Origin of the sequence: Exiguobacterium sp. SH31 (assembly GCF_001816105.1) — a bacterium.
Classification (GTDB): domain Bacteria; phylum Bacillota; class Bacilli; order Exiguobacteriales; family Exiguobacteriaceae; genus Exiguobacterium; species Exiguobacterium aurantiacum_A.
Window position 1 is genome coordinate 1 of record NZ_LYTG01000058.1, and the last position, 13,911, is coordinate 13,911.

14 protein-coding genes and 1 other annotated feature are annotated in these 13,911 nt (G+C 52.1%); all 14 genes read right to left on the reverse strand.

Features of this window, described 5'->3' with window-relative positions:
* Positions 1-29 precede the first annotated feature (29 nt).
* The 14 genes from A6395_RS08435 to A6395_RS08500 all read right to left on the reverse strand — a co-directional run bounded on the left by A6395_RS08435 (position 30) and on the right by A6395_RS08500 (position 13,879).
* Positions 30-578: a YacP-like NYN domain-containing protein gene (locus tag A6395_RS08435; RefSeq protein WP_071398665.1), complete on the reverse strand. Its 549-nt coding sequence runs from the start codon at positions 576-578 to the stop codon at positions 30-32.
* Positions 575-1,312, reverse strand: a complete 738-nt coding sequence (gene rlmB, locus A6395_RS08440) for a 23S rRNA (guanosine(2251)-2'-O)-methyltransferase RlmB (protein WP_035386115.1) — start codon at positions 1,310-1,312, stop codon at positions 575-577. Before rlmB ends, A6395_RS08435 begins: the two co-directional genes overlap by 4 nt.
* 121 nt (positions 1,313-1,433) lie before the next feature.
* Complete coding sequence (locus tag A6395_RS08445; RefSeq protein WP_071398666.1) at positions 1,434-1,838, reverse strand: Mini-ribonuclease 3; 405 nt, start codon at positions 1,836-1,838, stop codon at positions 1,434-1,436.
* A complete protein-coding gene (gene cysS, locus A6395_RS08450) occupies positions 1,835-3,232 on the reverse strand; it encodes a cysteine--tRNA ligase (RefSeq protein WP_071398667.1) in 1,398 nt (465 codons plus the stop codon). The genes A6395_RS08445 and cysS overlap by 4 nt, the downstream gene beginning before the upstream one ends.
* A complete protein-coding gene (gene cysE / locus A6395_RS08455; protein WP_071398668.1) occupies positions 3,201-3,890 on the reverse strand; it encodes a serine O-acetyltransferase in 690 nt (229 codons plus the stop codon). The genes cysS and cysE overlap by 32 nt, the downstream gene beginning before the upstream one ends.
* A gap of 49 nt (positions 3,891-3,939) precedes the next feature.
* Positions 3,940-4,143 (reverse strand) — a binding site (T-box leader).
* Positions 4,140-5,597, reverse strand: a complete 1,458-nt coding sequence (gltX, locus tag A6395_RS08460) for a glutamate--tRNA ligase (protein WP_173647384.1) — start codon at positions 5,595-5,597, stop codon at positions 4,140-4,142. (Overlaps the previous feature by 4 nt.)
* A 45-nt stretch (positions 5,598-5,642) precedes the next feature.
* Positions 5,643-6,116 carry a 2-C-methyl-D-erythritol 2,4-cyclodiphosphate synthase gene (ispF, locus tag A6395_RS08465; protein WP_070329258.1) on the reverse strand — a complete coding sequence of 158 codons (474 nt, stop codon included), beginning with the start codon at positions 6,114-6,116 and terminating at the stop codon, positions 5,643-5,645.
* Positions 6,113-6,793 carry a 2-C-methyl-D-erythritol 4-phosphate cytidylyltransferase gene (ispD, locus tag A6395_RS08470; RefSeq protein WP_071398670.1) on the reverse strand — a complete coding sequence of 227 codons (681 nt, stop codon included), beginning with the start codon at positions 6,791-6,793 and terminating at the stop codon, positions 6,113-6,115. Before ispD ends, ispF begins: the two co-directional genes overlap by 4 nt.
* 56 nt (positions 6,794-6,849) lie before the next feature.
* Positions 6,850-7,914 (reverse strand): PIN/TRAM domain-containing protein, encoded by a 1,065-nt coding sequence (locus tag A6395_RS08475; RefSeq protein WP_070329260.1) that lies wholly within the window; start codon positions 7,912-7,914, stop codon positions 6,850-6,852.
* A gap of 114 nt (positions 7,915-8,028) precedes the next feature.
* A complete protein-coding gene (radA, locus tag A6395_RS08480; RefSeq protein ID WP_070329261.1) occupies positions 8,029-9,405 on the reverse strand; it encodes a DNA repair protein RadA in 1,377 nt (458 codons plus the stop codon).
* A 54-nt stretch (positions 9,406-9,459) separates the two neighbouring features.
* Entirely contained in the window at positions 9,460-11,895 is a 2,436-nt protein-coding gene (locus A6395_RS08485; protein WP_071398671.1) for an ATP-dependent Clp protease ATP-binding subunit, read from the reverse strand.
* A gap of 24 nt (positions 11,896-11,919) precedes the next feature.
* Complete coding sequence (locus tag A6395_RS08490) at positions 11,920-12,963, reverse strand: protein arginine kinase (RefSeq protein ID WP_071398672.1); 1,044 nt, start codon at positions 12,961-12,963, stop codon at positions 11,920-11,922.
* A complete protein-coding gene (locus A6395_RS08495) occupies positions 12,963-13,397 on the reverse strand; it encodes a UvrB/UvrC motif-containing protein (RefSeq protein WP_071398673.1) in 435 nt (144 codons plus the stop codon). The genes A6395_RS08490 and A6395_RS08495 overlap by 1 nt, the downstream gene beginning before the upstream one ends.
* A 14-nt stretch (positions 13,398-13,411) precedes the next feature.
* Positions 13,412-13,879, reverse strand: coding sequence for a CtsR family transcriptional regulator (locus A6395_RS08500; RefSeq protein ID WP_071398674.1), 468 nt, complete (start codon positions 13,877-13,879; stop codon positions 13,412-13,414).
* Positions 13,880-13,911: the final 32 nt, after the last annotated feature.

Consider the following 13,911-nt stretch of genomic DNA (forward strand, 5'->3'; position numbering starts at 1 on the left):
CAAAAAAACGAGTCCATTGTATGAACTCGTCAGTGAGAATCCTCACCGTTCGACTTGCGGCGCCGCATTTCTTCAAAACGGGCCATGACGTCGGGCGGGATATCGATTGTTTTTCGGTTGGACCGGTCGCTCGCGAGCGTCTGACGCTCTTGCTCAATCGCCACTTTCGCTTGCTTCCAATCCTTTAATAGTTCGGTCGCCGGGACACGGAGGGCACCTTGACCGAAGATGACCCATTGCTCGGTAAAATCGTTTGTGGCGACGAATAACGTCACTAAACGATCGTCCACGAGTTCATGGGCCCGACGTTCGATCCACTCATCCGCCGTTTCGTTCTCCTTCGTATAGACGACCTCGACCCGGCTCCGCTTCTGGATCGATTCGCGCCCATAGCGCATGTGGGCATCAAAGACGACCGTCACCGTGCGGCCTGTGGCGGCCTGATACTCGGCCATCGCTTCAATCAAGTCATTTCGAGCTTGATCGAAGTCAATGTCCCGCAGTTTTCGCAGATGCGGCCACGCCCCAATGATGTTATAGCCATCGACGAGGAGTAATTCTCGCTTTTTCAGGCTCATGATAACGGATTACGAGAGCGATGCACCTCATACAGAAGAAGTGCGGCCGCGACCGAAGCGTTGAGCGACGTGACATGACCAACCATCGGCATATGGACGAGGAAGTCACACGCCTCGCGCACGAGACGGCCCATACCTTTCCCTTCGCTGCCGATGACGACGACGAGTGGCATGTTTCCATCGAGCCGACGATAGTCTTGACTCTCACTCGCGTCAGTTCCGACGATCCACATCCCTTTTTCTTTCAATTCTTCGAGCGTCCGCGTCAAGTTCGTGACACGCGCGACCGGGATATATTCAATCGCTCCCGTCGAGGCTTTCGCGACGGTTTGCGTCAAGCCGACCGAGCGCCGTTTCGGAATGATGACTCCATGGGCACCGACCGCGTCAGCTGTCCGTAAAATCGATCCCAAGTTGTGCGGGTCCTCTAGCTCATCGAGCAAAATAAAGAGCGGTGTCTCCCCTTTAGACTCGGCCAGCGCGAACATATCGTCAAGCGTCTTATACTCGTAAGCCGCGACGGCCGCGACGACGCCTTGATGGTGTTCACTGCCCGCCATTTTTTCAAGCTTCGTCTTCGGGACGAACGAGATCTGTACCGAGGCCTCATTGGCCATGCCGATAATTTGGGCGAGAGGCCCTTTGTGCTGCCCTTCCATGATAAAGACTTTGTTCATATCCCGTCCGCTCCGAAGCGCCTCGATTACTGGATTGCGTCCATATAAGAAATCGATGCCTTCTTCAAGGACGTCAACTTCTTGATAGTCCGGGCGTTCCGGCTTTTGACGATGCGGACGGTCGCCCCGTTCGCCTCTCGGACGGTCGAACGAACGCTTGTCGTTCGCTCGTCCTCCGTCATGTCGTTTCGGGTTGCTCGGTTTCGAGCCATGTGAGTGCCTGTTCGATGAGTTCTTCAAGACGATCCCTTCTTTCTATTAGATATGTGTAGCCGATCAATGCCTCAAAAGCTGTCGAGTAGCGGTACGTGTGGACGTCGGTGCGTTTCGGGATCGACCCTGATTTCGCATTTTTACCGCGCCGGACGATCGCTGTCTCGTCCTCTCTCAAGATACCCGTCTCTAACCAGTGGGTGACGACGCTCGCTTGCGCGGTTGCGTTCACGTAACGGACGGCCCCGCGATGGAGGTCGTTCGGTCGCGTCAACCCTTTGCCGAGCAGTCGTTTTCGTACCGCCATCTCATACACTGCGTCGCCCATATAAGCGAGGGCGAGCGCGTTTAGTTGATTCGCATTCGTCATGACCGTTTCCACCGTACGCCTTGCGCCGTATCTTCGAGCTGGATGTTCTGTTGTTTCAACAAGTCACGGATTTCGTCGGCACGGGCAAAGTTACGCTCTGCTCGGGCCGTATTCCGCTCGAGAATTAACTGATCGATCTCGGCGTCGAGTAGTTCTGTTTCCACTTCAATCGTCAACCCGAGCACGCCCGTCAATTCCTTGAACAAGTCGAGCACTTGCTCGAGCGTATCTTTCGAGACATGGTCTGCTTTGGCGTAGATGTTTGCCTCTTTTGCTAAATCAAACAATACTGTCACGGCGTTCGCCGTGTTGATATCATCATCCATCGCTTCGATAAATGCTGCTTTCACCGTCGCAAGTTTTCGCTCCATCGCCTCGCTCGGTTCAACGAGACCGGCCGTGACCGACAGACGGTGTTCGACGTTATGGTACGCTTCCTTGATCCGGTCCCATCCGTTCGCGGCCTGATTGATCAGCTCGCGGCTATAGTTGATCGGATGACGGTAGTGGACCGATAACATGAAGAAACGGAGCACCATCGCGTCGACTTCTTTTAACGCCTCGTGGACGAGCAGGAAATTCCCGAGTGATTTCGACATCTTCTCGTTCTCGATGTTGATGAAGCCGTTGTGGAGCCAGTAGTTCGCAAACTTCGTATGGTTGCACGCCTCAGACTGCGCAATCTCATTCTCGTGATGCGGGAATTTGAGGTCGTGCCCGCCTGCGTGAATGTCGATCGTTTTGCCGAGGTGCTTCTTCGCCATGGCCGAGCATTCGATATGCCAGCCGGGGCGTCCTTGTCCCCAAGGGCTGTCCCAAGCCGGTTCATCTGGTTTAGCCGCTTTCCAAAGCACGAAGTCGAGCGGGTCTTCCTTCTTCTCCCCGACGTCGACACGTGACCCGGCCCGAAGGTCTTCAATAGACTGTTGGCTGAGCTTGCCATACTCTTCAAACTTACGCGTCCGGAAATAGACATCGCCTTCTGACGCGTAGGCGTAGCCTTCATCCTCTAAGTTACGGATAAAGTCGATGATTTCCTCCATCGTGTCGGTGACACGTGGATGCACGTCCGCCGGCAAGACGTTCAACGCACCCGTATCCGCCAAATAAGCGTCGATATAGCGGTTCGTCAGCGTTCCGACATCTTCACCGAGCTCATTCGCCGTACGGATGATCTTATCATCCACATCGGTAAAGTTGAGGACGTACTTCACGTCGTAGCCTCGGTATGTCAAATAGCGCCGTACCGTGTCGAATGCGATGGCCGGACGGGCGTTTCCGACGTGAATATAATTATAGACGGTCGGTCCGCATACGTACATGGACACTTTCCCAGGAACGATTGGGTTGAACGGTTCTTTCTTATTCGTGAGGCTGTTGTAAAACTGAATCATGTGACTTCTCCTCCATCTGTTTCTCGAGTGATGCTAACTTACGTTCCAAATCAGCCACGGCGTTCTCTAACCGCTCTTGGCATTCACGATCCGGGTCCGGTAAGCGATGGTCGAGGTCGTGTTGTTTGACCCGCTCCCCGTTGCGGATGACGACACGTCCCGGGATCCCGACGACGGTCGAGTCTGACGGGACATCTTTTAAAACGACCGAACTGGCCCCGATTTTGACGCAATCGCCAATCGTGATATTACCGAGCACTTTCGCGCCGGCCGAGATGAGCACATCGTTCCCGATGGTCGGATGCCGCTTTCCTTTTTCTTTGCCGGTTCCGCCGAGCGTCACGCCTTGATAGATGGTGACGTTGTTGCCGATGATCGCCGTCTCTCCGATGACAATCCCGAATCCGTGGTCGATAAAGACACCTTCGCCGATAATGGCACCGGGATGAATCTCAATCCCGGTCACCCAACGACTCCACTGTGCGACCAATTTAGCCAATAGTTTAATATTGCGCGTCCACAACCCATGCGCGATCCGATGCGACCACAAGGCATGAAGTCCAGGATACGTCAATATCACTTCTGCTTTCGACCGGGCAGCCGGATCGAGTTCGATCACGTTCCGGATGTCGGCGCTCACACTTTTCCAAAATCCCATAATTGTTCTCCTTTTCCATATCAAAAACAAAGACGCCCCTGTGCCAAGGCACAGAGACGCCGTAAGCGCGGTTCCACTCTGTTTGGGAAAGTTCCCCTCTCAAGTCTCGTTAACGCCGAGTCGCGGTCCCGACTACATATCGCCGGAACGGCTCCGAGGTGCACTTCGACGGGGGACCCTTCTAGAACTTCCAGCCTAGGTTCTAGTCTCTGACAAGTGTCAACCCGCTTACTTTCCTCATCGTTGCCTTTAAGCTAATAATGTTGTGAGACGTGCCAACACACGCTCTTTGCCAATCAGCGCAATCGCGTTTGGAAGTTCTGGTCCATGTGTTTGTCCGGTCGTGGCGACGCGGATTGGCATGAACAAGTTCTTTCCTTTTTGACCAGTCGCTTTTTGAGTGGCCTTCGTAGCCGCTTTGACAGCTTCCGGTGTGAAGTCTTCGATCGCCTCGAGTTGCGTTTTAAACTCAGCGAGTACAGCCGGCACCGTTTCGCCGGCAAGCACCGCGTTCGCCGCCTCGTCATACTCGACCTCGTCTTTAAAGAACAAGTCTGTCAACGGTACAATTTCGGCACCGTGTGTCATTTGTTCTTTATAAAGGGCGATGAGCGCTGTGGCCCAGTCCGCCTCTTCCATTGACAAGGCTTCAGGCAATCGTCCTGCTTCTTGTAAGAATGGTAAACTGAGTGCCACCACTTCGTCAAGCGAAGCCTGCTTCATGTAAACACTGTTGATCCAAGCGAGTTTATGCTGATCGAATACGGCCGGACTCTTCGATAAACGTCCAGCGTCGAACATGTCGATAAACGCTTCTTTCGTGAAGATTTCCTCTTCACCGACTGGAGACCAACCGAGAAGCGAGATGAAGTTGAAGAGCGCACCAGGGAGATATCCGAGATCTGCATATTGCTCGATGAACTGGATGATCGACTCATCACGTTTCGAGAGCTTCTTATGGTTCTCGTTATAGATCAATGTCATGTGACCGAACGTCGGATAGTCCCATCCGAGCGCATCGTATACCATCATCTGTTTCGGTGTGTTCGCGATATGGTCATCGCCACGCAACACGTGGCTGATTTTCATCAAGTAGTCATCGACGACGACGGCAAAGTTGTACGTCGGAATCCCGTCTTGCTTGACGATGACCCAGTCTCCGAAGTCTTTCGACTCGAACGAAACGTCGCCTTTGACAACATCTGTCCATTTGTACGTAACCTGTTCTGGCACTCGAATCCGAATCGACGGCTTCCGTCCTTCGGCTTCGAACGTCGAGCGCTCAGCGTCGCTCAAGTCGCGATGTGCTCCCGAGTAGCGTGGTGCTTCACCGCGTGCGATCTGTGCCTCGCGCTCCGCTTCGAGTTCTTCTGACGTCATGTAGCATTTATAAGCGAGCCCTTTGTCCATCAACTCGTTCACGTATTTGTTGTAGAGGTCGAGTCGTTCCATTTGGAAATATGGACCGTAATCGCCATCGCGACCCGGACCTTCATCCCAGTCGATACCGAGCCATTCCAAGTACTTCATCTGACTTTCGACACCGTTCTCGACGTTTCGTTTTTGATCCGTGTCCTCGATCCGAAGAATCATTTTCCCACCTGCGTGGCGAGCATATAAATAGTTAAATAGCGCGGTCCGGGCGTTCCCGATATGAAGGTGACCCGTCGGACTTGGCGCATAGCGTACACGCACTTCACTCATAATATTTCCACCTTTCTTCTCTTCTGCCCAAATAGTATACCACTTTTTTCAAGCACGGTTGAGCAAGATGACCGCCTGGGCGGCGATTCCTTCTTCACGCCCCGTGAAACCTAACCGCTCCGTCGTCGTCGCTTTCACGTTCACTTGGCTAATATCAGCTTCAAGCAGTTCAGCGATGACCGCGCGCATGTCATCGATATACGTCCGGAGCTTCGGCCGTTCCGCCATAACGGTCGCGTCTACGTTGCCGAGCACATACCCTTCTGCCTTGACGAGTTGCCATACGTGTTGGAGCAACACTTTCGAGTCTGCATCTTTAAAATCGGGATCCGTATCCGGAAAGTGTTTGCCGATATCCCCTGCCGCGATGGCACCGAGCGCCGCATCCGCGATGGTGTGAAGCAACACGTCGGCATCCGAGTGTCCAAGCAAACCGCGGTCGTGAGGAATCTCGATCCCTCCTAATATAAGCGGACGCCCTTCTGCGAACGCATGTACATCAAAACCTTGTCCGATTCTCATCGATAGTCCTCCTTCGTCAAGATCGCTTCCCCGAACAACAAATCCTCGGGGGTCGTCATTTTTATGTTGTGATAGTCACCTGGAATGACGGTGACTTCTTTACCTGACCACTCGAACAAGCTAGCATCATCGGTCCCGACGAATCGGGATGATTCCGCCTGATCATGAATCGCACGGATGTCAGCCGCAGGAAACGCTTGTGGTGTCTGAGCGAGCCAAAGCGTCTCACGGGGAACAGTTTGCGTAATCGTCCCCGCGGTCACTTGTTTCACCGTATCTTTCACAGGAACGGCTAAAATGGCCCCTTTCGTCTGAGCCGCTTCCGCCACTTGATGCAACTGACTGATTCGAACGAACGGCCGGGCCCCGTCATGGATCAACACAACTCCGTCCGTGTCGATTATCTGTAAACCGGCTCGAACACTCTGTTGCCGTTCTTCCCCGCCTGCCACGTACGTAATCGGCGTCGGGACGTGACGTAACTCATGCGCGAACCAGGCTTCTTCTTCCGGACGAATCGCCAAAACAATCTGTTCACACCATGTGTCTCTCGCAAACGCCTCGACGGTCCAGACGATGATCGGTTTTCCTTGGAGCGACAACATCAACTTGTTCTCATCGGCTCCCATGCGCTTGCCTTTCCCGGCAGCCGGGATGACGACCGTGTAACGTACCATCACGTTCACCTCTCTTCGTGAAAAAAGAGAGCGCTGATGCGTCTCTTTTTCCATACTTATTCAGGGCGAGCAAAAATCATTCGGCCCGCGGATGTTTGGAGTACGCTCGTCACGACGACAGGAAGCGTCTTCGAGATGAGCTTGCGTCCGCCTTCGACGACGACCATCGTCCCGTCTTCAAGATAAGCGACCCCTTGGTTCTGTTCTTTCCCTTCTTTGATGACCGTCACGACCATCTCTTCTCCAGGAATAACAATCTGTTTGACCGAGTTGGCCAAATCATTAATGTTGAGCACCGGTACGTTTCGGACCTCACACACTTTATTCAAGTTGTAATCGTTCGTCACGACGATGCCTTTTTTTAACTCGGCGAGCTTGATCAATTTAATATCGACTTCGGCCACGTCTTCAAAGTCACCATCGTAAATCTCGACCTCGATTCGATCGTTGTTTTGGAGCTCTTTTAAAATATCCAGACCGCGTCGGCCTCGATTCCGTTTAAGCGTATCCGACGAGTCGGCGATGTACTGCAACTCTCCGATGACGAACTGAGGAACGATGAGTGTCCCTTCGATGAATCCGGTCTTCGAAATATCGGCGATCCGACCATCGATGATTACGCTTGTATCTAATATTTTATCGTTCGAGCGGCGTAATGGTTCCGCTTCCGGCTTGTCCCGTTCACTTTTCACGAACAACTTGATCCATTCGTTCCGCTTCCGGTAACCAACGGCAAATCCAAAGTAACCGAACAGGGCAGTCACAAAAATCGGTACAATCTTACTGAGTAAGAAGATGCCTGTGACCTCAAGCGATACACTGATCAAAAAGGCAATCAATAAACCGATGATCAATCCGATCGAGCCGAATAAAATATCGCCGACCGGTAAACGGACGAGCCGTTCTTCGACAAAACGGATAAATTTGACGATCACATCGGTCAAAAATAAACTGAGAATGAAGAAGATAAGTCCACCAATCAAACTAGCAACGTAAGGAATCGTCAACCATGCCGGCACGCTGACACCGAGGTCATCAAGAAGCACCATCGCTTCGATCATGCCAAACCATCCGACGACGAGTCCAATCAAAATAAATCCGAGTCGCACTGCAATCTTCACTCATTCCACCTCCTTCTATTGAATTAAAATTTCAAAAAAATAACACTTATATTGTAACACGGTTCTTTTAAATCCGTTCGTTACAAAGCGTTAAAAACTGCCGGAAGCGCCCCGTCAGAACGGGATGGCAAGTTGGAGCGCTTCATCGACAGTACTGACACCGACCACGTCGATACCAGGCGGGGCGGTCCAGCCTCCTAGATTATTCTTCGGAATGATCGCACGCGTGAAACCGAGCTTGGCCGCTTCCGCGACACGTTGCTCAATCCGTGACACACGGCGCACTTCTCCGGTCAATCCGACCTCGCCGATGCAGACATCGGTCGGACGAGTCGGACGGTCCCGGAAACTTGAGGCAATCGAAATACAAATCGCCAAATCGATTGCCGGTTCATCGAGCTTGACTCCGCCCGCCGCCTTCAAATAAGCGTCTTGCGTTTGAAGCAAGAGACCCGAACGTTTCTCCAGCACGGCCATGAGAAGAGCGACCCGATTTTGATCGATTCCCGTTGCCATCCGGCGCGGGTTCCCGAACGACGTCGGGGAAATGAGTGCTTGCAGCTCAACGAGTACCGTCCGCGTCCCTTCCATCGATGCGACGACCGTCGAGCCTGAGACGCCCGCGGTCCGTTCTTCGAGGAAAATCTCTGACGGGTTGAGCACTTCCTCAAGACCGCCTTCTTTCATCTCGAATATTCCAATCTCGTTCGTCGAACCGAACCGGTTTTTGACGGCCCGTAAAATCCGGAACGTGTGGTGACGTTCTCCTTCAAAATACAGAACAGCGTCCACCATATGCTCGAGCAGACGCGGTCCGGCAATCGATCCTTGCTTCGTCACGTGGCCGACGATAAAGACGGCGACCCCTCGTGTCTTCGCAATTTTCATGAGCGCAGCTGTACATTCCCGTACTTGGGCGACGCTGCCTGGCGCCGATTGGATTTCATCCATGTATACCGTCTGAATCGAGTCGATAATGACGAACCCGGGTTCCTCTTCATCGATGACCCGTTCGATCATGAGCATGTCCGTCTCGGCGAGAACGTATAAATCCTGCGTCGGCAATCCGAGTCGTTCCGCGCGCAACTTTGTCTGTTTCAACGATTCTTCCCCGGAAATATATAGCACTTTCCGACCGCTGTGGGCGAGATGTGCACTCACTTGCAGGAGAATTGTCGACTTCCCGATCCCCGGGTCCCCACCGACGAGGACGAGCGAGCCCGGGACGATTCCGCCCCCGAGCACCCGGTCGAACTCTTGACTGTTCGTATGCACACGTGTTTCTTCTTGGGAAACGACGTCTGAGAGACGCTCTGGCTTCAGTTGTCGCGACGAGCTATGGACGAACGCAGCTCCCCGTTTCGCTTTCTTTTCTTCAACAAATTCTTCGACGAGCGTGTTCCACTCGTTACATCCTGGGCAACGGCCCATCCATTTTGCGGATTCATAGCCACAAGACTGACATACGTACTTCGTTTTAATTTTTGCCATGTTATTCCCTTCTGTCTAAAAAAGCCCCCTCACAAGAGAGAGGGAGCTCCGTATTTACTGGACGACACCTTCGTTGCGGACGATGAATTCACCGTCTTGAACATCGAGAGCCACTTTACTGCCTTTCGTGATCTCCCCGCTGAGCATCGATTCTGAGAGTCGGTCTTCCACCTCGCGCTGGAGCGCACGGCGGAGCGGACGAGCCCCGTACTCAGGGTCATAACCAACTACGGCAATCTTCTCAAGCGCCGATTCCGTCAAAGTGAAATCGATGCCTTGCTCGCCAAGTCGATCTGTGAGCGTCTTCGCCATAAGTTTGACGATTTCTTGGATATGCTCTTTTTGAAGCGAATGGAAGACGGTGATCTCGTCGATCCGGTTCAAGAACTCAGGTCGGAACGCTTTCTTCAATTCTTCCATGACTTTATCTTTCATTTCCGTATATTCACGTTTCACGTCATCTTCGACGGTGAAACCGACATATTTGTTCCGTTTAAGTGCGGCCGCACCGACGTTTGACGTCATGATGATGACCGTGTTGCGGAAGTCGACCGTACGACCTTTCGAGTCGGTCAGACGCCCGTCATCGAGCACTTGGAGCAAGATGTTGAACACTTCAGGGTGAGCTTTTTCAATCTCATCAAGCAAGATGACCGAGTATGGCTTACGACGAACTTTCTCCGTCAACTGACCGCCTTCTTCGTATCCGACATACCCCGGAGGTGATCCGACGAGACGGCTCGTCGCATGTTTTTCCATATACTCCGACATGTCGATTCGGATGATCGCATCCTCGTCACCGAAGAGCGCCTCAGCTACAGCACGCGCTAGTTCCGTTTTCCCGACACCGGTCGGTCCGAGGAAAACGAATGAACCGATCGGACGTTTTGGATCTTTCAGTCCGGCCCGGGCCCGGCGGATCGCCCGCGAGATTGATTTGACGGCTTCATCTTGACCGATGACCCGACCGTGTAAGATCGATTCGAGCTTGAGGAGACGGTCTGTCTCCTCTTCGGCAATTTTTGTCACCGGCACACCCGTCCAGCTTGCGACGACTTGGGCGATATCTTCTTTCGTCACTTCAAGCTTTTCATTGCCTTGCTTGTTCTGCCATTCTGATTTGAGGTGCTCGAGTTCATCGCGAAGCTTCTGTTCTGTATCACGAAGCGAAGCCGCTTTTTCAAACTCTTGGCTCTGGACGGCCGAATCTTTTTCTTTACGAATCGATTCGAGACGTGCTTCAAGCTCTTTTAAGTTCGGCGGAGCCGTGAATGAACGAAGGCGAACTTTCGAAGCCGCTTCGTCGACGAGGTCGATCGCTTTGTCTGGAAGGAACCGGTCCGAAATATAGCGGTCAGATAAGACAACCGCTTCATGAATCGCCTCATCCGTAATTGTGACACGGTGGTGAGCCTCATAGCGGTCACGCAAACCGAACAAAATCTGTTCAGCCTGGTCCGTCGTCGGCTCATTCACTTGAATCGGTTGGAAGCGGCGTTCGAGTGCGGCATCCTTCTCAATGTATTTCCGGTACTCGTCAAGCGTTGTTGCACCGATACATTGGAGCTCACCTCGAGCGAGCGACGGTTTCAAGATGTTCGAAGCATCGATCGCCCCTTCGGCTCCACCCGCCCCAATCAACGTGTGTAACTCGTCGATGAAGAGAATGACGTTGCCGGCCTGGCGAATCTCGTCCATGACTTTTTTCAATCGGTCTTCAAACTCACCGCGGTATTTCGTTCCCGCGACGAGCGTACCCATGTCAAGCACCATGACGCGTTTGTTGCGAAGCGTCTCCGGCACTTCATTGTTGATGATCTGTTGCGCGAGTCCTTCGACAACTGCCGTCTTACCGACACCTGGCTCTCCAATCAAGACCGGGTTGTTCTTCGTCCGGCGAGACAACACTTCGATGACCCGTTGGATTTCACCGGCACGGCCGATAACAGGGTCGAGACGTGACTCACGCGCTTGTTGCGTCAAGTCGCGGGCCAAGCCATCAAGTGTCGGTGTCGCAGCGCTTGTACCTGGTTGTGATGCGTTTGACGACGATTCCGTGTTCCCTAGGAGTTGAAGCACTTGTTGCCGTGCTTTCGTCAAGCTGATACCGAGGTTGTTCAAGACGCGGGCAGCGACGCCTTCGCCTTCACGAATCAATCCGAGTAAAATATGCTCTGTCCCGACGTAAGAATGACCGAGTTTACGGGCTTCATCCATCGAGAGCTCGATGACTTTTTTCGCACGCGGCGTGTAGTGGATTGTCGACCCGTTCTCAGAACCACGGCCAATCAGCGCCTCGACTTCTTGTTGAATCTTCTCAGAAGTTAGACCGAGGGCGAACAACGCTTTGGCAGCAATCCCTTCACCTTCACGGACAAGTCCGAGCAAGATATGTTCCGTACCAATATTATGATGGCCAAGTCGTACCGCTTCCTCTTGTGCTAAAGCTAATACGCGTTGAGCTCGTTCTGTAAATCGACCAAACATCATTGACAAAACCTCCTTAAAGTTGGATCAAACTAAACCATGATCTAACGTTCGACGTACGAGAGTCGCTCGTTCGCGATCTCGTTCTTTCGTAGATAATGTTTTCCCGAAATGTTTTTGTAGGAAACCTGATTGTAGGCGGACGATCAAATCATGAAACTGCGGTGGACTCCAGTCGGACAAAATACCGAGGTCACTCGCTAAATGTAAATCGGATAACCGTTCAATCGCCTCTGTCGACGACAATAATTTGGAATAACGTAAAATCCCGTAAGAACGATAAAACTGATCTTCCAATTCATCTTGGTTACTGGCTAGGAGCTGTTCTCGGGCTTGACGTTCCGCGTGGACGATTTGTTCTGTAATTTCCATAAAATCAGATAACAGCTGCGATTCATCGCTGCCAAGCGTCCGTTGATTCGATAACTGGAACAAACGCCCGGCTGCGTCACTGCCTTCTCCGTAACGTCCTCGAATCGTGTATCCGCGTTTGCGAAGTTCTACTAATATAGGAGTTATTCGTCCCGTTAACGTCAGACCCGGCAGGTGAAGCATGACCGATGCGCGAAGTCCGGTACCGATGTTGCTCGGACACGTCGTCAAATAGCCAAGCTCTTCATCGAAAGCGTATGGGAGCGACTCACCACAGAGCGCGTCGACTCGTTTCGCAAGTTCGAACGCTTCTTGGACTTGATAGCCGGGAAGCAACGTTTGGATGCGCAAATGATCTTCTTCGTTAATCAACACGCTAATCGTCTCGTCTTCACTCAGGAAAACAGCACTCTCATCTTTTTCCGCAATCGTCGGGCTGATCAAATGCTTTTCGACGAGAGCTTGCCGCGTCACTTGATCATAGGCGCGCATATGCAGATATTCAAAGCCTTGTAAGCCGCCCAAGGCCGTCTCGATACGTTCGCATAGCTGTCGCTGTCCTTCTTGATACAATGTAGGAGAAAAGACGGTGTCTTTTAAATTACGTGCCAAACGAATTCGTGTCGAGATGACAAGATCATCAAGCTTGGCCCGTTCTTTCATTTTTGGACCGAGCGGATGTTTGAGGAATGTCTCCATCACGCCTCACCTTGCCCTTTCAGTTGCGTCATTTCTTTTTTGATTCGTGCCGCTCGTTCATAATCTTCTTGTTCGACGGCCCGTTCTAACTCCCCTGCTAACTTTACAAGACGTTCGCCGATTCGCTCATCCGGTGTGCGTAACGCGTCAGGTACCGAACCGACATGATGGTCGTGCCCTTGCTGGTACTGACGTGTCATTTTAATCAACTCTTCACGGAAAACTGTGTAACATGAAGCGCAGCCCGCTTTTCTGAGGTGCGTCACCTCGCTCTGTGTCATCTGGCAAGTTGGACACCGCTTCACGACAGGAACGTAACCGGCCATCACTTCGGCTGTACAGTTCCGACATAGTTTTCGTTCGACTGGGACCCCGTTTTCCAACATAACGACTTCATTGACGGCAGGACGCCGTTTACACCGTTCGCATAACATGTCTTAAGCCTCCGTCAGTGATAACTAAGTAGCTTCATCAGGGCGAGTAGTTGCTGTCTTCGAATCAGATAGCGGTCGTCGGCGTTGAAGCCGAGCGTTTCGTCGGACAACAAGTGGTACAGTAAACGGACATCCCGCTCGCTCAACATACCTTCTTCAAATAAACGGATCAAAATGTTTTCAACAAGTTGTTCCGTAAGGCGAGGATGGTCTTGTAAAATATCCATTAAACTCGTCAGCAAGTCTTGTTTCTCATGAAGAATGACGCGACGAATTCGAATATAACCGCCCCCGCCTCGCTTACTTTCTACAAGGTAGCCTTTTTCGACCGTAAAACGTGTATTGATGACATAGTTGATTTGAGACGGAACACATTCAAAACGTTTCGCGATATCTTGTCGTTTGATTTCAATCGCTTCTGCCTGACTTTCCTTCAGCACTTGCTTCAAATACTGTTCGATTACATCAGATATGTTTCTCATCTCCACCACCCTCTGACCATCTTTGACTTTTG

What these genes read in the sequence shown, in the direction of transcription:
- A6395_RS08435 (WP_071398665.1), bottom strand. Translation starts at nt 578, where the DNA reads ATGAGCCTGAAAAAGCGAGAATTACTCCTCGTCGATGGCTATAACATC.
- A6395_RS08445 (WP_071398666.1), bottom strand. Translation starts at nt 1,838, where the DNA reads ATGACGAATGCGAATCAACTAAACGCGCTCGCCCTCGCTTATATGGGC.
- cysS (WP_071398667.1), bottom strand. Translation starts at nt 3,232, where the DNA reads ATGATTCAGTTTTACAACAGCCTCACGAATAAGAAAGAACCGTTCAAC.
- cysE (WP_071398668.1), bottom strand. Translation starts at nt 3,890, where the DNA reads ATGGGATTTTGGAAAAGTGTGAGCGCCGACATCCGGAACGTGATCGAA.
- ispF (WP_070329258.1), bottom strand. Translation starts at nt 6,116, where the DNA reads ATGAGAATCGGACAAGGTTTTGATGTACATGCGTTCGCAGAAGGGCGT.
- ispD (WP_071398670.1), bottom strand. Translation starts at nt 6,793, where the DNA reads ATGGTACGTTACACGGTCGTCATCCCGGCTGCCGGGAAAGGCAAGCGC.
- radA (WP_070329261.1), bottom strand. Translation starts at nt 9,405, where the DNA reads ATGGCAAAAATTAAAACGAAGTACGTATGTCAGTCTTGTGGCTATGAA.
- A6395_RS08485 (WP_071398671.1), bottom strand. Translation starts at nt 11,895, where the DNA reads ATGATGTTTGGTCGATTTACAGAACGAGCTCAACGCGTATTAGCTTTA.
- A6395_RS08490 (WP_071398672.1), bottom strand. Translation starts at nt 12,963, where the DNA reads ATGGAGACATTCCTCAAACATCCGCTCGGTCCAAAAATGAAAGAACGG.
- A6395_RS08495 (WP_071398673.1), bottom strand. Translation starts at nt 13,397, where the DNA reads ATGTTATGCGAACGGTGTAAACGGCGTCCTGCCGTCAATGAAGTCGTT.
- A6395_RS08500 (WP_071398674.1), bottom strand. Translation starts at nt 13,879, where the DNA reads ATGAGAAACATATCTGATGTAATCGAACAGTATTTGAAGCAAGTGCTG.